12 protein-coding genes are annotated in these 20,644 nt (G+C 27.2%); 5 read left to right on the forward strand and 7 right to left on the reverse strand.

All coding sequences use genetic code 4. The features are described 5' to 3' along the window. The first annotated feature begins 212 nt into the window (after nt 1-212). The gene (locus tag U3G01_RS03610) at nt 213-1,508 is read left to right on the forward strand and encodes an ATP-binding protein (RefSeq protein WP_255031287.1); all 1,296 of its coding nucleotides are present in this window, start codon (nt 213-215) and stop codon (nt 1,506-1,508) included. A gap of 1,065 nt (nt 1,509-2,573) precedes the next feature. Here the strand turns inward: U3G01_RS03610 and U3G01_RS03615 are convergent. The 4 genes from U3G01_RS03615 to U3G01_RS03630 all read right to left on the reverse strand — a co-directional run bounded on the left by U3G01_RS03615 (nt 2,574) and on the right by U3G01_RS03630 (nt 9,114). After that, nucleotides 2,574-3,395 (reverse strand): TdeIII family type II restriction endonuclease, encoded by an 822-nt coding sequence (locus U3G01_RS03615; protein WP_255031285.1) that lies wholly within the window; start codon nt 3,393-3,395, stop codon nt 2,574-2,576. Nucleotides 3,396-3,408: 13 nt separating this feature from the next. After that, nucleotides 3,409-4,539, reverse strand: a complete 1,131-nt coding sequence (locus U3G01_RS03620) for a DNA adenine methylase (protein WP_255031283.1) — start codon at nt 4,537-4,539, stop codon at nt 3,409-3,411. Between the two features lie 1,400 nt (nt 4,540-5,939). Further along, complete coding sequence (locus U3G01_RS03625; protein WP_255031279.1) at nt 5,940-7,709, reverse strand: hypothetical protein; 1,770 nt, start codon at nt 7,707-7,709, stop codon at nt 5,940-5,942. Continuing rightward, nucleotides 7,660-9,114: a hypothetical protein gene (locus U3G01_RS03630; protein ID WP_255031277.1), complete on the reverse strand. Its 1,455-nt coding sequence runs from the start codon at nt 9,112-9,114 to the stop codon at nt 7,660-7,662. Before U3G01_RS03630 ends, U3G01_RS03625 begins: the two co-directional genes overlap by 50 nt. Before the next feature lie 1,420 nt (nt 9,115-10,534). Between U3G01_RS03630 and U3G01_RS03635 the strand changes: the two genes are divergently transcribed. Together U3G01_RS03635 and U3G01_RS03640 are read left to right on the forward strand one after the other, a co-directional pair. Continuing rightward, on the forward strand, nt 10,535-13,711 hold the full coding sequence (locus tag U3G01_RS03635; RefSeq protein ID WP_326564835.1) for a hypothetical protein: 3,177 nt from the start codon (nt 10,535-10,537) through the stop codon (nt 13,709-13,711). Between the two features lie 5 nt (nt 13,712-13,716). Beyond that, nucleotides 13,717-15,057, forward strand: a complete 1,341-nt coding sequence (locus U3G01_RS03640; RefSeq protein ID WP_326564836.1) for an MGA_1079 family surface serine endopeptidase — start codon at nt 13,717-13,719, stop codon at nt 15,055-15,057. Nucleotides 15,058-15,360: 303 nt separating this feature from the next. Here the strand turns inward: U3G01_RS03640 and U3G01_RS03645 are convergent, their stop codons facing one another. Beyond that, complete coding sequence (locus tag U3G01_RS03645; RefSeq protein WP_326564837.1) at nt 15,361-15,951, reverse strand: hypothetical protein; 591 nt, start codon at nt 15,949-15,951, stop codon at nt 15,361-15,363. Between the two features lie 164 nt (nt 15,952-16,115). Between U3G01_RS03645 and xerA the strand changes: the two genes are divergently transcribed. Together xerA and U3G01_RS03655 are read left to right on the forward strand one after the other, a co-directional pair. Next, a complete protein-coding gene (gene xerA / locus U3G01_RS03650; protein ID WP_255031333.1) occupies nt 16,116-17,096 on the forward strand; it encodes a site-specific tyrosine recombinase/integron integrase in 981 nt (326 codons plus the stop codon). A 90-nt stretch (nt 17,097-17,186) separates the two neighbouring features. Further along, nucleotides 17,187-17,645, forward strand: a complete 459-nt coding sequence (locus U3G01_RS03655; RefSeq protein ID WP_255031331.1) for a restriction endonuclease subunit S — start codon at nt 17,187-17,189, stop codon at nt 17,643-17,645. Here U3G01_RS03655 and U3G01_RS03660 read toward each other — a convergent pair. Beyond that, complete coding sequence (locus tag U3G01_RS03660) at nt 17,642-18,694, reverse strand: restriction endonuclease subunit S (RefSeq protein WP_326564838.1); 1,053 nt, start codon at nt 18,692-18,694, stop codon at nt 17,642-17,644. The genes U3G01_RS03655 and U3G01_RS03660 overlap by 4 nt on opposite strands. A 286-nt stretch (nt 18,695-18,980) precedes the next feature. Then, complete coding sequence (locus U3G01_RS03665) at nt 18,981-20,621, reverse strand: N-6 DNA methylase (RefSeq protein ID WP_255031310.1); 1,641 nt, start codon at nt 20,619-20,621, stop codon at nt 18,981-18,983. Between the last annotated feature and the right edge of the window lie 23 nt (nt 20,622-20,644).

The raw sequence follows: 20,644 nt of genomic DNA on the forward strand, positions 1-20,644 counted from the left end.
ATAACAAAAAGTGATAGACAAGCATTTATAAATAGATAATGTTTTAAGTATTTTCACAAATTTAAATTAAATATATTGGATACATTGAAATAAAAAGGTGGAAATCCACCTAAATTCTTCAAACTATTACTAAACATAAGTTTATTTATGTTAAAATTATTTTGAAATAAAAAGGTGGAAATCCACCTAAATTCTTCAAGTGAGGTAGCAAAATGATAATAAAACGCGATTTTTATCTTAACCAAATAATTGATAAAAAAGAGAATGACAGAATCAAGATTATTACTGGCATAAGAAGATGCGGAAAATCATATTTATTATTCAATTTATATCGTGATTACCTACTTAGCAGTGGAATTAAAGAAAATCAAATTATAACAATTGCTCTTGACGAAATTGATAATATTGAATACCGAAATCCATTTAGATTAAATGAATATATTAAGAAAAAAACAAAAAATATAAACAAAATGTACTACATTTTCATTGACGAAATTCAATTATCTGAAAATGTATCAAATCCCTATGTTGAGAATAAAGAAAAAAATATAACCTTTGTAGATGTGCTTTTAAGTCTTATGAAACATAGTAACTTAGACATTTATATCACTGGCAGTAACTCTAAAATGCTTTCATCAGATTTATTAACTCAATTCAGAGACCGCGGAGACCAAGTACATGTGAATCCTTTATCTTTTGCTGAAATTTATGAATTATTTAATGACAAATCAGAAGCTTTTGAGCATTATTTTGTATATGGTGGTATGCCACATATTTATAAATTGCAAAATGATGAACAAAAAAGTCATTATTTAAAGCAGTTATTCAAGCAAACGTATATTAAAGACATTCTTGAGCGCAACCAAATACATAATGAGCAACAAATACTTGAAATCCTACTTGACTTTACATCTTCAAATATTGGTTCTTTAACCAATCCCTCTAAGCTCGCAAATCGTTTTTTGTCAGAAAAACAAATACGCATATCATCAAATACAATTTTTAAGTATCTTAAATTTTTTGAAGAATCTTATATTATTCAATGTGCTTATCGCTACGATGTAAAGGGTTCTAAATATTTTTCAACCCCACTTAAATATTATTTTTCGGATATTGGCCTAAGAAATGCAAGATTAAATTTTCGTCAAATAGAAAACACACATATAATGGAAAATATAATCTACAACGATTTACTTCGAAGAGGATACAATATTGACATTGGTGTTGTAGAACATGAATTGAAAAATGGTTCAACAAGAAAAAAAATTCAGCTTGAAATAGATTTTGTTATAAATAAAGGCCACAAAAGATACTATATTCAATCAGCGCTTAATATTGACAATTTAGAGAAAAAAGAACAAGAAATAGCCTCGCTTAAAAAAATAAATGATTCATTTAAAAAAATAGTTATAGTAAGAAACAAAATAATTCCAAAACACGATGAAAATGGTATTTTATACATTGGTTTAGAAGATTTTTTACTTAATGAATCAATAATAGACTTATAATTTTTAAATAACAACTTATTTTCGAGTTTGCCAGTTTGATGAGATAATCTTAAAACAGCGTCTGGTTTTAGGGGTTTTTTTAACTTTTTTGGCAAAAATTAATTACATATTTTAAAACTGTGGTAAAAATCAATTTATGGATAAAACAACAAAAATCATAAAAAACTACTATTTAAACTCAATGCAAATAGAAAACTCGTTTTTATTTGCAGCGAGCGTAAAAAAACATATGAAGTTTTGAAAGAACAATAACCAAAAGCCCTAAATTTATAGATTTCTAAACGGTTAGATTTAAGGCATTCCATCATATTTAAAAATATAATGGATAATTCGCATTTTCTGATTTTTTTATAGCAAAAAACATAACTAATTCCCCCTTAATTCAATATCAACAATTTATTAATTTATTCTTAGTGATGTTTATTATAACACAATTTTATTTTTGACCAAACATTTTTTTTATTTTTTACAAAAGGTTAATTTTAAAATAATAAAAATTAAGGTTTTACCGTCAAAAAACACGGATTTACCGGTATTTTTGCATATTTGTATTCCTAAAAAGTGAATTTTCCATCAAACTGGGAAACTCAGGGGTGTGATTTTTACTTTGAAATAAAAAGGTGGAAATCCACCTAAATTTTTCAAGTGAGGTAGCAAAATGATAATAAAACGCGATTTTTATCTAAACCAAATAATTGATAAAAAAGAGAATGGGAGCAGTTAAATAATCTTGAATTTAACCCCTTCGAATTCGAGTGGTTTTTGAAAAAGGCTGGCAGTAATGCATTTACCTTGTGAACTCAAAAATGGATTAATACAACAAATGCAAAAGGGATATATGCAAAACTCGAAGATGTCGAGGGACTCTTCCACATAAAGATGTTGCATTTAAATTTGCTTCTTGGTGACTATTAACAATCCTAATTCTAAAGGAGTCGAATTCAACTCCTTTAAAAAGAAGGCAGGTAGCAATATAAACTGGACAAAAAAAAGCCAACACCTTTAGTGTTAATTTTTTTTGTCCTGGTTTAACTTAGATTTTTATCTAATCGTCTTTTTTATGTGCTATTTTTTATCATTAAAATACAATTTTTTTATCCTTTCAAGTGATAATTTTATATGCTGACAGCTTTTTTGATATTGTTTAAATACAATATCAAATCCATCCTTATCATCACAAACAAAATTCCAATAATCCCTACCAATAAGTAATTCATCTTCTGCAAAAAACTGCTTCACTCTATCTTGTTTCCAAATATTTCCTTCACCAAATGAATTATATGCAGTAGCTAAAAATATTTTTATTGTATCTTGGCTATTTTCTTCAAGTGAATTTTTAAGAATGAAATACTCTTGAAGTAAAGCTATTTTTTCTGTTTTAGCTTTTTTATTATCCAAATCTCCGCCTGCTTTTAATTCAATTAAAAAATGTTCTTTTGTATCTTTTTTATAAAAATAATGATCTGTTACATGGTCTTTTTCGAAACTTCTTGTATCCTGTGGAATCACACAGTTATAAGAATTGTAATCAGTAACTTTAGGTTTAGTATGTTTTTCATAATCTGATATCATATAGTCAATATGTTGAGATTGCTGTGGTAATAAATATGATTTGACATTTTTTCTTACATCATAAGATAATTTAGCAATGTTATTTCCGATATTTTCTAATATTTTTCCAAATGAGCTGTCAAAACTTCTAACAAAAGCACTATAAAATATAAATTCTTCACCTAATTCAGCTATAAAGTAATTGTTTTTTTTCCTATTAATAACTCCATTTGGGTCATCTACCTCTTTTGTATATCTTTCTTCTAATGCAATAGAAAAACTTAAAATAGAACTTTCAACTATAGCTTCTATAGATTTTTGTTTTGATTTATCCATTGTTTATTGTCCTTTATTGTAAGTTATTGTAAATATCGTAATTTGTTATTAACAAATGCTCTGCTGTCTTATCGTTTCTATTCTGAAAACTTACAACATATTTTTTATCAAAAGTTTTGATATTAAATTCTTTATATAGATTAAAAACGAAATCTGTATTTTTTATAACTAACATAAACTTAGCACTAGTATTTTTACAAAAATTAGCTAATCTTATATGATCGTCACTTGAAAATTCATTATTAGCATAAGTTGAAAACGAAGTATCATACGGTGGGTCTAAAAATATAAAATCATTCTCATCTAATTCTACTTTATCAAAAAAATCTTCAAAATCTAGGGAATAAATTTCAGTTTTGCCTAACTTATTTTGGATTTCAAAACTCTCTATATATTCAATTTTATTTGTTAAATATTTGTTATTATAACTACTCCCACCATATGGAACATTGAATCCGCCATTCTTATTGTATCTGAACATAGATGAATAACAATATTCTCTAATAAAATAATAAATTGAACTATTAAAATGTTCGTTCAACTTTAACTTATCAAAATTATTGTACAAAAATCTAAAATGACTATACATTCCAGTTTTAAATCCCGTTTCGATGTTCAATTTAATATCATCTTTTGAAAGTTCGCCTTTGTCCTTTTCGATTTTTTTCATTCTCTTTAATTTTTTAAAAAGGCTATTTCCTAACTCTAATAATATTCTTTTTTTATCGATAATAATTTCATTATTTAATATACCATTAAATTTTTCCGTATTGTTTATAATAAATCTTGCTATTTTTATTTTAAGCTGTATATCTGAAATTCTACTAAATTTATATTCATTATATAAATCTGATAATTCATATATATAATCTTCACTGATTTTTTCTAAAATTTTCCAACATTTATCTATCTCTTTTATTGCGTAAAAGAATATATTGTTTTTTGATTGAATTGATTTATATAAATTTATTAACTCATTAGACTTATCATTTATATAATATTGTTTTATATTATCAACGGCAAAATAAACTGCACCACCCCCGACAAAAGGTTCATAAAATCTATTAATATTTGTCGGGAGATTCTCTAAAATTATTTTTAGTTCTTCGGTTTTACCACCCGGTCATTTTATAAAAGGCTTCATACTAATTATTCTCCTTATAAATCTCTACTACATCTTCAACTACCCAAAGATAAATCGGTAGTTACTAAGTTTCCCAGTTTGGCGAGATAATCTTAGAAAGTGTCCGGTTTTGGGTACTTTTTAAAGATTTTTGACAAAAGTTAATTACCTATTTTAAAACAATGGCAAAAATCAATTTATAACTAAAATACCAAAAATCATAAAAAAATACAACTATTATTTAAACTCAATGCAAATAGAAAACTCGTTTTTATTTGCATTGAGCCTAAAAAAACATATGAAGTTTTGAAAGAACAATAACTAAAAGCCCTAAATTTGTAGATTTCTAAACGGTTAAATTTAAGGCATTCCATCATATTTAAAAATATAATGGATAATTCGCATTTTCTGATTTTTTTATAGCAAAAAACATAACTAATTCCCCCTTAATTCAATATCGACAATTTATTAATTTATTCTTAGTGATGTTTATTATAACACAATTTTATTTTTGACCAAACATTTTTTTTTTTTTTTTTTGCAAAAGGTTAATTTCAAAATAATAAAAATTAAGGTTTTAGCGTCAAAAAACACGGATTTACCGGTATTTTTGCATATTTATATTCACTAAAAAGCGAATTTTTGCTATCAAACTGCCAAACTAAGGGGTGTGATTTTTACTTTGATATTTTAGTAAATCAGTAAAAAATTGTAATTAACTTTTGCCAAAAAAATTAAAAAAGCTCCTAAAAACAGACGCTTTTTTAAAGTTATCTTATCAAACTGGGAAACTCAGGGGTGTGATTTTTACTTTGAAATAAAAAGGTGGAAATCCACCTAAATTTTTCAAGCGAGGTAGCAAAATGATAATAAAAGCGATTTTTATCTTAACCAAATAATTGATAAAAAAGAGAATGGGAGCAGTTAAATAATCTTGAATTTAACCCCTTCGAATTCGAGGGGTTTTTGAAAAAGGCTGGCAGTAATACATTTACCTTATCACCTCAAAAATGGATTAATACAACAAATGCAAAAGGGATTTATGTGAAACTAGGAAGATATGGTGGGACTTTTGCACATAAGGATATTGCATTTAAATTTGCATCTTGGAGACTATTAACAATCCTAATTTTAAAGGGGTCGAATTCGACCCCTTTAAAAAGAAAGCAGGTAGCAATGCAAACTCGAACAAAAAGCCAACGTCTTAGTGTTAATTTTTTTTTGCCCTGGTTTATTAAACCCGACATTTTTTTAAGATATGTCATCAAACCGGGAAACTCGGGAAGCACATTTTTGTAAATAAACATAAATTCAACTATCAAAGTTACTATTTTTAAATAGATAAAAAAGAAAAACAAGTTAAGAATTTTAAAAATAAACTTAAATTTTTTGTCTTTAAATTTATTAATTAACAAAAAGACCTACGATTTTCCTTCTATCTCAATAAATTTTTTGCTTTTATAACCACGAAAATCTACTCTTGCAATTTCATCATAATATTCAGTTCAATCATTAGAATCTCAAGAAAAGAGAAGATGTTGTTGTAAAATTAATTCTTTTTCTTGCTGACTGTATAAATTAGTATTTTCTAGAAAGTCTGTAAAATACCCAAATTCATGGCCTGTTTCTTTTAGAAATTTATTTAACGCATCGCGATATAAAATTAATTCTTCCATAGATGATCCAATCACATTTTTAGTTAAATTATTTTGCCTTGGCGATCTAGAAACATAGAACTCCGGATCCTTGCCATCACGCAGAAAAATGTCTTGTTCAAGTTTGACTAATTTTTGTTTAAAATAATACTTTAAAATTTCGTATTTACCTTGATAAATATTATTATATAAATTTGAATGGCAAAATCAGTAATAAATTTTTTGACCATCGACATTCAATAAAATGAAATTTTTTAGTGCAATTGGCAAAATTCATGTATCGCCTGCTCCATAGGCGGAGTAGTAATATGGTTTAAATCAAAAAACTGGCTTTTCTGAGTCAAATTGGGAAATTATCTCATCAAGAAGTCCATATTCTTGTCCACCAAAGTAAAAAATTTCGAAATTTTCAAGTTTTAATTTGGCCCAACTTGGCAGAATAAGAAAATCAGGCTCATCGGGATAAAAATCTACTTCTTCAATTCAATATTTAGGACCAAATAAAATTTGCAACAAATAGATTAATTCGATTTTATTTGTCCAATTATTCACATTATCATAATAAGTTTGGCCTCTTTCACCAAAAAGTTCGATGCAATATTTTCGATACTTTAGACCAAATTTATCAAATCAACTAAGAATAAATTTATCGCGATTTTCAATGTTTAAATTAAGCTTTTTAATCCCGTATTTTTCAAATTTTTTGAGCAAATTTTCATAAGTTTCAAAGGTAAATACATTTTGAATTGGTTCAATTTGGGTTTCTTCGCCAAAATTATAATTTTCTTTTAATAACAAATTATAGATATTTTCTACATTTTGTCCTAAATATGGTTTATTTATATCTACAAACTTTGAGTTATATTCATATCTATTTGATAAAAAATCAAAGATTTTTTCATGGTAATTTGCTAAATTTTTTGGTTTTGCATAAGGAACACTTTCCTGAATTTCCTTAATAATTAAATCTTCAATTTCTCTTAATTTGGTTTTTGATTTAAATATTTTTGAAAATACAGCCGGATAAGAGATTGAAAATTCGCATTTTTCAATATTATCAAAGTTTTCAAAGACAACAACAACCTCTTCAAAACTTTTGCCATCGTGCAAACCATACGAAGGATAAAGTTCAGAGATAAGACCAAGATTTTCTTTTCCATTTTTATCACAATATTCACTGTTTGCTCAACCGCCAATTAAACACCTAATATCATTATAAAAACCAAATTTATTGAGTTTTTTACAAAAAAACGCACTTTTTGGGATATCTTCTAGTTTTAAATTATAAACATAATCTTCTTGTTTATAATTTAAACTAATAATTCTTTCAATTGGATTAGGATCAAAGAAGTAGCTAAGGTAATTGGATAAAAAATTTGGAATTCTATAATACTCATAATTACAATCAAACGATAAATCAACATCGTCCTCAATCATGTTTTGAATTGAACAACGACTTTTAATATTAATTTCTATATATTTTAGTTTAATTAATTGTTTTTTTGCCTTGGTTACTAAATCTAGTTGCTTCTCCATATAAAAAATGCACCTTTTCAACATTTAACATTTTTTCTCTTTCTATAAATTCCTTCTTGTCGAATTTTCCCTTTATCATTCTTGCTCTCCTTACGTGATAACTGGGAAAATATATTTTTACGTATGGTGGTATATTTTCATCTTTACTTTTATCAATATCAAACGCATTTTTAGGGTCGGTTCAATCAATAGCATCACTAGCTAGTCCTTCTCCAACAACAAAGCGATCATTAGTAAAACCGATATCTTTATTTAAATTATAATTTGGGTTTCTTGGTCCTTTATTTCCTACCATCAAATTTGCTGTATATTTTGTTTTTATAGCCAAATTTTCCATAACTGATCTATTATATGAATAAAAATCAATAGGTGATTTTAGCTTCTTATCCATATTTTTACGGTCATAAACATTTTTATTGTTTTTTACCGAACTAGGCAGCAAGTTATTAATAATAATTTTGGTTAATTCTGATTGGGCTAGCAAACTTCCAACCGCTAAAAGTCAAGCTGCAGGTTCTGGAATTGCTTGTCTACTAATAACAAAATAAGGTTCTAAGTCTTTATTGTGAAAATTAAAAAATCAAGCAGGGTGAATTCCCGTGTAGTTTACTAATTTTTCCTTATCTTTTGCTTTTATAATAGAAAGTTCTAAAATCGCTGTATTTGCTATTGATTTAATGCTAGGCTCACCTTTTGCTTTTGGTAATTTATCTAAGTCAACCACAATTGAGCTTTCAGTTCTTTCAGTAATAGGGTTATTATTAGCTGGCGCACTGTAACTTCCACTGCGCTCAAATCATCTACCTACGCCATCAACAACTTTTGGAAAAGTTTCCACAGCTACTGCAGCAGCTGTGGAAACTGCTACTGCAGTAATGGCAGCTGCGATAGCATTTGAAATAAATGGAATAAAAGGTAAAAGGAAAAAGAATGTTTTTTCAATCCGAGTTTGATTTTGAAGCTCTCTAAAGTCAAAAACATGCCCTTCTAATTTTAGTTTTGGTATACCTTCTTCAAAATAGAGTTCAGCTTTTTCGTTAACAAATTCAAGTGAAGCACTATTTAAAATTACCTGACCATCTTCATTAATTTGAATTTCAATATCATCTAAATTAGGAGAGTGTGAATTAGTACTTGTTTTGTTTAGACGTGTTTGGGCATTTTTAATATTTGCATTGATGACAAGCGAATTTTGTTGGTTTTTGGTCGAAACAATTTGGACTAAATCATCAAAATTTACCGGTTTTTTTGAATTTGATAAATCTATATCACGAGTTTCAAGTTTGAAATCTGAATAGTTTTTTGTATTTTGAAAATGTCAAAGCGGACCAAAAACGCTTAGTGTCAGTGAAGTGAAAGCGAGAATATTAGTGGCAAACTTAAAAAACTTTAACTTTTTCTTCATGTTTTTTCCTTTTTTTAATTAAATTTATTAGTTTTAAAATTTTAACATATATTAAAAACTTTTTAGGAAAAATGCCTAATAAAATTGTGTTTTAAAAGAATAAGTTATTATGTTAATCAATTGCTAAAAGAAATTACACTAGAATTCAAGCGCATTTCCTGAGTTTGCCAATTTAATAGTAAAAATTCGCTTTTTATTAAATACAAATATGCAAAAATGCCCGTAAATCCGGGTTTTTTTACGCTAAAATCTTAATTTTTATTTTTTTGAAATTAACCTTTTGCAAAAAAATCTTTAGTCTAAGAAAAAATTCTGTTATAATAAAACTCACTTAAGAATAATTAATAAATTTTGATATTGAATTAAGGGGGACTTAGTTATGCTTTTTGTCTAAAAAATCAGACACTGCGAATTATCCATTATATTTTTAAATATGATGGAGTGCCTTAAATTTACCCGTTTAGAAATCTACAAATTTATGGCTTTTGATTACTGTTCTTTCAAAATTTCACATGTTTTTTAGGCTCAATTTAAATAAAAATGAGTTTTCTTTTTACATTGAGTTTAAATAGTAGTTGTATTTTTTATGATTTTTGTTATTTTATCCATAAATTGACTTTGCCAGTGTTTTAAAATAGGTAATTAACTTTTGTCAAAAATCTTAAAAAGTTCCCAAAACTAAACTAGGAAACTCGGGATAACAAAAAGTCATAGACAAGCATTTATAAATAGATAATGTTTTAAGTATTTTCACAAATTTAAATTAAATATATTGCATACATTGAAATAAAAAGGTGGAAATCCACCTAAATTTTTCAAACTATTACTAAACATAAGTTTATTTATATTAAAATTATTTTGAAATTTAAAGTTTAAATAATTCTAAACAGTACGCAGAATAAAAGAAAGGGGATATATTTTGTCAAAAACAAAAAAAGAAACCTAGAGGCAAAGGGTTTTGAAATACAAATTTATACAGAAGATTTTAAAAATGATTATATAAGTTTAACAGATATTGCAAGGTATAAAAATATTCATGAACCTAAAGATGTTGTTAAAAACTGACTAAGGGTAAGAGATACAATTAAATTCCTTGGTCTATGGGAAACTATCAACAACCCTAATTTTAAAGGGGTCAAATTCGACTCCTTTAAAAAAAGCGGGTAAACCAGGACAAAGAAAGTTAACACTAAGGGTTTTCTTTTTTTGTTCTGGTTTAGTTATGGTTACATTTTTTATATCCAAATTATTATAAAGAAGATCTTATTTTAAATATTTAGAAAAACCTAAACTGTGTTGCAAAACCATGAACAATTTTAGTTTTATTACCAAAAAACCTAAAGTTTATTTTTCACCTTTTTACAAAAAAGTAAAATGTGTTATATAATAAAAAAATATTGAATTCAATAAAAGGGTAATTATGAAATCTAAAATTACTAAATCTATCTTACTTTTATCTTCTTTTGTAACAGTTTTTAGTGTTGCAATTGCTTGTGGAACTACCCCTGAAATTAAAGCACCAGCTAAACAAAACGAAAATGCAAAACCACTACCTAAGAAACCAAATTTAGATAACCAAAATAATTTATCTTCAGACAAAAAAGAAGAGCAAAATAATTCAACCTCAAAAACAGATAATGAACAAATCAAAACAAAGACAGAAGATAAAACAGAAGAGGAAAATCAAAAATCAGAAAAAGATATAAAAAATACATCAAATTCTGCTAAAAAAACAGATGAATCTTCCAAAATTGATAGTAATATTGATTCAGATTCTCTAAAAAATACTACAAGTGCTACTGAAAATAATGCCTGCCAAACTAATAACACCTCTTCTTCAGAAAATAATACAAATTCTAAAACATCTAAAAAAATTCCACTAACTTTATTTGAACAGCAACAACAAGACAGTATTGAAAAAATTAGTAAACTTAGTACAATTTCTTCTAGTTTTAAACACTTTTTTGCACAACAAGTAAGTGAGCAAAAAAGTGCTGAAGATCTTAAAAAACTAGAAGGAAAATTTAACAAAATTTCAAATTTATCAGTAAAATTAAAGCAAACAATTGAATCAGCAAACTCTGTAAAAACAACTTCGAAATATACTTCTACCACAAATAATGTTGATAAATTATTAGATATAACACTTTTAAAAGCACAATCATTTTTTCACAATAACCAACTAGCTTTTTCTGATAATATAGGTAATTTAGAAGTACAAATTAATGGTGTACAAAATGAAATAATAAGACATCAAAATGAATTGAATGGCAGCACATCAGAAGAAAATATTAAAAATATTGAGCAAGCAATTAATGATGTAAATCCTTCTTTTGATGATGAAAAAATAAGTACTTATGAACTACAGGACAAATTAAATCCTGCAGCTTTTGATGTTGAAACTACAAAATTATTAACTAAAATTGAAAAAGAAGGCTACACTTTTGAAATAAAAGATACTAATATTAGTGAATTAGACAATAACAAATTAGAAATCACATATCAAGTTAAAGATAAAAATAATCATCGAGCTCGTGTTACAAAAACTCTTGATTTTCACAACAAAGGCAAGTTTAATATAGAAAGCAAAATTAAAGAATTAGGCAAAAAATTTAACTCACTTGATGATTTATATGAATTTGATAAAATTAAATTATCACAAATTCAAGAGACGTATGTTGATAATTTACAAGATTTTATTAAACAAAATTTTAGATCTAAAGGTAATAGAATTGATCAAATTTTTAAACATAATTTAGGCCAAATAAGCTATAAAAATAAACACTTTAGTGCACAAGTGCATTTTTTAATGCTCAACAAAGTTGTTAAAACTTTAGAGCTAAAATCCAATCTCGAGATTGAACTGCGAACAAAAGATTTAATAGGAAGCAAAAAGGATCGAGCTGATCTAGAACTTTTAATTTCTAGTTACCTTACAAATAAAGAATGATCTTACAATAGTCTTGAGGCTAGCCAACCAATTTTAAAAGATCTACAACCTATTAAGCAAGATGTTGATCATCACGGAATTACTTCAATGTTAGCGCTACAAAAATTGAATGAAATCTATAAGTGACCACAAATTGGTAAGTACTCACTTTTTGTTAAGGAAGTACTTGATCATTCAAATATTTATGATTCTAATCGCGGTGGGACAGCGAAATTAATTTTTGGAATCAAAAAAAATAATCAAGAACTACCTTTTCAAGATTGAGATTTAAAGATAACTGAAAGTGATTATAAAACTAAATATGCTAAAAATATGTGATATTTCCGACCACTTCGTCTTAGTGATATTGAATTACCTTCTAATTGAGTAAGTAGTAATTTTGATAATAGTCATAAAAAATTAATTGATGGAATTAACGCCTCTAATTTCGATTTAAGAAAAACTCCAGGCGCTAAAGTGAACGGAAAAGAAACACTTTTTAGTGTTTTAAACCCTCAACACTTAGTTAGCCAATTTCGAAAACAAGATGCTGGTAGTGCCTTACAATATTTATTAAAACTTAAAAATAATCATAATAAAAACACTCAAAATGATTCATCAGAGTTTAAAGGAACATTAGATGAATCAAAAGAAGCTACTGGAGGAGATGAATTTGATAAACAAAGTATTCAAGCTAAAATAGATAATTCAGCAAATGTTTTTGTAGTAAATACAAATAGCATAATTCCTAGTGGAGTAACAACTAATCCAAATAATATTTCTGATATTATTAATCACTATTTTATTGTATATTATGATGTAAAATCAGAAAGAACAGGCGAGCTAAAATTCAAAATTGGCTTTATTAATAAAAGTGATCCTAGCAAAGTTTATTCAAAATCAGAAGAAATTACACTTGTGAATTTATCAAATGATTTTCAAAACAATATATATCCAGAATTGCTTATAAACAAAGTGAGTCTACAAGATTTTCAATATAATAATCAACAATTAACTTGAAATAAACAAACTTTGACACTAAATAACTATTCAATTGAGACTAAAGATATTACAATTCATGAAAAAGTTGAGTATAAAAACAATACTTATATTAATTTAAAATATACTTACCCTAACCAAAAAAAAGAAACAGAAAAAATAGTTGTTGGTAATAATTGATACAAGGTTGCTGGTTCAAATTCTGTTTTGCTTGATGATATCAAAAATTCAAGCTTCAAATGAAGACATTCAGGTCTTAATACTTTAATAGTAGAAAATTATCAAGTTATTCGAAATCGACAAATTGAATTTAATGCTAAAGATGCAATTTGGTCACAAGATGGAAAAGGTGCATCCTGAGTTTTAAAAGAAAAGTACCTTGAAAAAATGTTAGAAAATGCTCGAGATGTAAAACTAGATTTAACAATTTATGGAAATGTTTTAATTCAAGATGATAATCGCTATAATAGATTCACTAAACCAGGCGATCCTACAATTGGCAATGAAGCTAAAAATAAGTTTCCTTCATTTACTATAGACTATTCAGAACTAAAAAGAATGTCAAAACTAAATATTGAACTTGCACTACCAGAAAGATATAATAATACTAGCACTGGCTCTACACCACTTCCCAAATTAACATTATTATTAAATGTTACAAAAAAATAGATGGATTGCACTTTAAATTAAGTTTGAAAGGTGAAGAATATAGCATTATTGTTGGTAATCCTATCAATTATGTAAATACCACTAAAGGTTACAATCCTTTTACAAATAATGATAAATTTGACAAAAATAAAGCTTTTATCTTGTGAGATAGAGGTGCTGGTGTAAATGTTATTTATGAGAATTATGAACAATATGAAGAGCATACCAGACGAACTAATTTATTTGATTATAAACAGATTTCTTACACTCAAGATAATGCACCAATTCCTTTTTATACCGATCCTAATGTTCGAAAAAATGTTTATTTTCCAAACCAAAACGTTCCCTATGAGTTACATAATGGTTATTTACAAAACAATGATTATATAAATTATTCCACTATCAAATCAAATCCTCAATTTGAAAATAATTTCCAACGTGCACTTGCTTTTAGTTTTGGTTCTGCAACGATGATTGGAAAAGTAAATAATGATGAAAATGACTGAAAATTCTACTTTATAACTAATAATCACGTAGAAAATGTCAAAAATTTTGACCAGCTAAATAACTCAACAACTGGCTTGCCAAACACTTATCGAAGATATAGTTACATTGTAAAACCTTCACTTAATTTTGGAAATAATGTTGATGCTGGATTTAGTTACTGAGGTGGCCTATTAAAAGGTCCAAATTCTTCATCAAAGCCTAGAGACAAAGAAGAAGACCCAAATTCTGGATTTCTACTTTCTCAAATTTGATCTGGATCAGATCAACAAAGTCGGGATGGAAAGGAACATAAAGGCCGCAATATTGATGCTACTATTTTTGTGGTCGATGTTAAGCCACTTTATGATGAAGCGCTTGCACAAGGAAAATATGAGTATGCCAACTGATTAAAATCATGACTAGCGCTTGAAAATATGAAATTTAATTTCAATGGTATGGATTATAATATAAACCACCAGTCATTAATTTATGACTTTTCAATTGTTGGTTTTCCTTATGGAAAACAATCTGCATATGTTATTCACCGACCAGGTCTAAGTAATTATAATGTAATGTTAAGACATCAAAATGGCTATGTGCCTACATATTTTGATGCCGGAAATTCAGGAACTGGAATTTTAAGCGCTGATAACAATTACATTTCATTAATTAACTCCGGAACACCTCGCAACAGTTTGCAAGGTTGAAATTATGCAACTCGCGGTTTTAACTATTTTGGTGTGAACTTCAATGGTGAACATCCATTGGATTTAAAAAATACTAAATCATTTGCTGCTCAAATTTTAAGATGGCATCTACTTGCACCCGCCAGTGCAAATTCACCATGATTTTTTAATCCATTTAAAACAAACACAAAATAAATCAAAATGTCAAAAAAGTGTATAAATTTATATACTTTTTTAAACTATTTAATATAAAAATGCAGTTCAATCTGCATAAGTTAGTACACCAATTTCAGACGTATTCAAAAAAGGTGTGTAAAAATGAAACAATACAAATTCACAATTGAAGACAAATTTAAATACATTAAAATTGTAAGTTAGTAGAAAAAAATCAGGCAACTAGTTTTTTGTCAAGATTTTGAGTGCTGTACTTTTGTTAATTTTTTTACGGGAGTGTTCATAATAAAAAATATTTTTTTAACTAAACGATAATTTATTTGTCTAGTCTTCAATAGCGACTTGACCATTTAAAAGAAGCGGTAGTAGATAATCGCGAAGAGTTGTTAAGTAGATTATTTGCTGTGAGTTTTTCGCAATTATATTTTTTATATTTAAAATGTTGAATTTCTTTGAAATTTCTTTATTATACGGAAATTTGTATGATAGTATGGATTGCCAACTAACAATAGGCATTTTTGTTCCTTGAGATTGACTAATGGCATACTTGAAAAATGAATCACTAGATATGGTTATAAGTGCGAAATTATAATCGTATTGAAATTTGGGTATAAATGAATATATTGTCCCCGCAACCACTCCATTGAAAGGTGCTATACCCGCTTTACGAAGATAAGGTCTAATCGACCCAAAAAGAATATCTCCTTCATTCATTGTAAATAAATTAGTTGAAAAATTACTACTTGTATTAGCGGTTGTTAAAGATATAGAATTTTGAGGCATAACACTTAAATCTATTGTAGGCTCAGTACTTTTAAAATTAAATGGATTAGATTTTTTCAATATAATATCAGACATTTTTTTAACACTTCAACCTTTAGGAATATATCTCTTTAATTCTTCATTAAATACCATTTCTCCACCTGATGATTTGTATGGGTTTCCATTTTCATCAGGAAAGTCAAATTGAGTAAACCAATAATCATAAAGCAGTTTGGTTTGCTTCTCTAAATTATCGTTTAGTTGAATATATAATTAAACTCAACTGTTTTAAACCCAGTTTTTATTAAGGAGATTATATGAATGATAAATATATTAAAAATATTTTGCAGAAAATGCAACACTGCTTAAATAACAAGCAAATGAATGAACTTAAAAACGTTCTAAAACAGGAATTAATATTAGCGCAAAATAACTCAGATAACAACGATGATGTATCTAATGAAAAAATAGTTGAATTATTTATAGGGTCAAAAACATTAGAAGGTTGTTCCGACAATACAATAAAATACTATATTTCTACTATTGATTCAATGTTTAAATCCATAAATAAACAAATTAATGAAATTGAGACAAATGATTTGAGAAATTATTTATCAAATTATCAATACAAAAATAATTCAAGTAAGGTAACAATAGATAATATAAGGAGAATATTATCAAGTTTCTTTTCCTGACTAGAGGATGAAAACTACATCCTAAAAAGTCCAGTTAGAAGAATTAAAAAAGTTAAAGCACCAATAACTCTTAAGGAAACATATTCAGATGAAGAACTTGAAATAATGAGAGATAATGTCAATAATTACCGAGATTTAGCGTTGATTGACATTCTAGCTTCCACAGGAATGAGGGTTGGGGAGTTAGTAAAGCTAAATATTGAAGATGTAGATTTTAATGAACGGGAGTGTATAGTAGTAGGAAAAGGAAATAAGGAACGAATTGTATATTTTGATGCTAGAACAAAAATTCATTTAAAAAAATATTTAGATTCAAGAGTGGATAAAAACAAATCTTTGTTTGTTTCATTAAAACGGCCATATGATAGAATTAGTATAAATGGAGTAGAATCAAGACTCAGAAAAATTGGTAAAGATCTTAATATTAAAAAAGTTCATCCTCACAAATTCAGACGAACATTGGCAACAATTGCGATAGATAAAGGAATGCCAATTGAACAAGTTCAAAGGCTATTGGGTCATGAAAAAGTGGATACAACATTAAAATATGCAATGGTAAAGCAAAGTAATGTGAAGAAAGCGCATCAAAAATATATAGGGTAGAAAAAATGAATGAATGAAAAAAAGTTAAAATTAGTGAAATTGGTAAAATAGTTACTGGCAAAACGCCAAAAACATCAAATAGTTCATTTTATGGCGGAAAAACACCTTTTTTCACGCCATCTGATGATTGATCAACGAAATATATTAAAAATACGAATAAATAAATATTTAACGGAAGATGGTAAAAACTCAGTAAAAGGATCAATTATACCTAAAAATGCAATATGCGTAAGTTGTATAGGCACTATTGGTAAAGTTGCAATAACTTCCTCAGAAACAGTTACAAATCAACAAATAAACTCAATCATTGTCAATGAAACAAAATATCACGTAGATTTCATTTACTATGCGATGCTTGAATTGGGCAAAGTATTAAATTTACATAGCGTAAGTTCAACCGTTGTGCCAATTATTAGTAAAAATACTTTTTCTGAATACAAGATAACTTGCCCAAAATTGGACGAGCAGAAAAAAATTGCTAATGTTTTATCGATTATTGATAAAAAAATCGAAATAAATAAACAAATAAACGATAATTTATTTGTCTAGTCTTCAATAGCGACTTGACCATTTAAAAGAAGTGGTAGTAAATAATCACGAAGAGATGCTAAATATTCATTTTCGTTAGATTTTTTATCTTTCAAAGATAGTAATTGATTTAATATATTTAAAATATTCTTGTCTCAAGGGATAAATACTGGGATACTTTCTATATCATTTTTGGTTATGAATTTTATGATTGATCCTGTAGATCTTAATTTAAGTGCATTAATTCTTTCTACAGATGATAGATACAATAAAGCATAGTAATCTTTTTGAGGGGTTAATACATATGTCCTTTGATAGGCATTAAATTTCCCTGTATAATGTTTAACATTAAAATCACCATTACCGGCTATCAAAACAGACGAACTATTAAACCTATATTCATTACATTTTAATGCTTCATTTGAACAAGTAAAAAATTTATATTTTCCGTTTTCGTCAGAAAAATTTGCGTCTTCTTTACCAGTTACAACTTGGGTAAGATTTTTAACTGAAACATATTCACCCTTAATTTTATTATTCATTGCCTTAGACATCATATTTTTAAAAATAAAGTTCATTTGCTTCTCTAAATTATCGTTTATTTTATTATTTAGTTCAATTTTTTTATTAATGAAGTATATAAAATCACCTATCTTTTCCTTATTTTTAACATCGGGTATTGAATAGTTCATAATATGACTTTTATCACAACGAGGCAATATTGAACCTTTTACTCCAAGCATTGCATATTGAAAAAAACTATCATTTAAAAGGTTGGCATAAATATATTTTCCAAATCTAGATTCTAATGGTTTTATAACCAAAACGTCAGGACTTGCTAACCCACTTTTATCTGCTAGTCAAATCTTCTTTAAATAAGGCCCAATATTACCTAGCAAAATATCATTTTTGTCAAATTTAGTATATTTCCCAGTTTTTGGCACAAACGAGGAAGGTTTAATACCCTTTTTATTTGGTAAAATGTTTTCAACACCAACATAAAAAACATCAAGACCATCAATACTTAATTTTTCATTTGAATAAATTGCATAATTCATTAATTTTTTCATTCCGCCACCTTAAAATCATTGTTATGGGTAATATTTAATGTACATATTAGTGTTATTTTTTCTTTGTTAAAACGTAGTTTTAGAGTTTTTTAATACTTTAATACGAGGCATTTTATTTATTATAACTTTATAACACCGCAATTCAGTGTCTGTATCTTGCTTAGTATCATCTTTAACTTGGAATATTAAATAAGCACATTAGTTTTGTGCATTGTTGCAATCAATATCAACTTCAATTTATGATTTACTGCATCATATTCATTTGTCTAGGCCACAAATAAAAATGTTATGAAATATTATTTTTAGATAATTTTAAATTTTGCAGTTGTCCCATTATTTCTTTTTGAAGCTTATCTCCCTCTTCAAAATATTTTTGAAGTTCACTTTGATATTTATTCATTTTAGCTTCAAATTCTTCTTCGGTTATTTCAACATAATCGATTTTAATATCAAAATACTGACCGGCTGACAGTGAGTAGTTTTTTTCTTTTATATCATCATATGAAACCGCTATTGAAAAGTCGTCAATTGATTCTTTATTGTTAAATGTGTTTATTATTAACTCAATATCTTTTTCAGTTAATCTTCTTTTTTTGTTTTTTCCATCTTTATAATCTTCGCCTAGTTTTGAAGCATCAATCAAAATTACTTTATCGTGGTTTCTAGCATTATCAAAGAATAGTACTGTAACATTAGTGCCAGTATTTGCAAACACATTAGATGGCATACTTACACAACCATAAACTATTTTCTCATCAACAATTCTTTTTAAAATTTTACTTTCAACACCCGATTTAGATGTGATAAAACCGGTTGGAATAACAATTGCCCCTTTACCTGTTTCATTCTTTAATGAATTAATAACATGTTGAATAAATAAAGTATAAATTGCCATACTATCTTTTTTTGTTCGCGGAACATTAGGTACGCCAGCTCAAAAACGCTCAGGCATAGTAGATAATTTTTCTCTAGTTTCTGAAAAATCTAATTTAAAAGGCGGGTTAGAAACAACAAAATCAAATTGTCTTAATGATTTGTTGTCATCACTTCTGTGATATGGAGAGGTCAAGGTATCTCCTTGAATAGCATTTTGTAATGAAGAAACTAATCCATTCAAGATCAAATTAAACTTAAGCATCTTATTACTTTTTTGTGAAATATCTTGAGTGTAAATAGTGCATCTATCAATACCTATGCTGTGTGATAATGCCATTACAAGTGTTCCTGTCCCAGCAGAAGGGTCATAAATTTCAATGCTATTAAACTCTTTTTGTTCACCAATAAGTAATTTTGCCATTATTTTTGCAATTGATTGAGGGGTGTAATACTCTGCGTATTTTCCACCTCCATTTGTGTTGTAGTCCTTTAGAAGATATTCAAACATATCTGCAAAAAAATCATAGTGTTCACCAAAAGCTTCTTCAAAAGAAAAATTAACCAATTTGTCAACTAATGCGCTGGCAAAATCTGACCTTTTGATATCGTCAGTAACATAAACTGTAAGTTTTTCAAAAATAGGGATTCTTGTCTTATTAACAGTTTCTGTTGCGAAAATTGCTTCATTTTTAGCAGCTATTTCTTCCATTGTTGAATCGAAAATTTGTGCAAAATTTTTCTTTTTTTGCTGATTTCAAAGGCTAGAAATTAAATGCTGGGGCTCAAGAAGCGGGACATCTGCTTTAAGTCTATTAAGTAATGATTTTCTTTTTCCTTCGGGCATATTAGCATAAGATTCATCTCATTTGTCTGCGACTTTTAATTCAGGACTAATTTTTTTAATTTCATATCCAAACTTATCATTTATGAATTTATAAAGAAAAACCTGCGTAATTACCTTATATTCGTTACCATCATTTCCAATTCCATATGCTGAACAAGTGGCTTTTAATTCATCAATTAAACTAATTGTCTTTTCTTTTAAGTTCATGTGTTATTTCCTTATTCTGTAAA

This window comes from Mesomycoplasma ovipneumoniae, from assembly GCF_035918255.1.
In the GTDB taxonomy this organism is placed as follows: domain Bacteria; phylum Bacillota_I; class Bacilli_A; order Mycoplasmatales; family Metamycoplasmataceae; genus Mesomycoplasma; species Mesomycoplasma ovipneumoniae_A.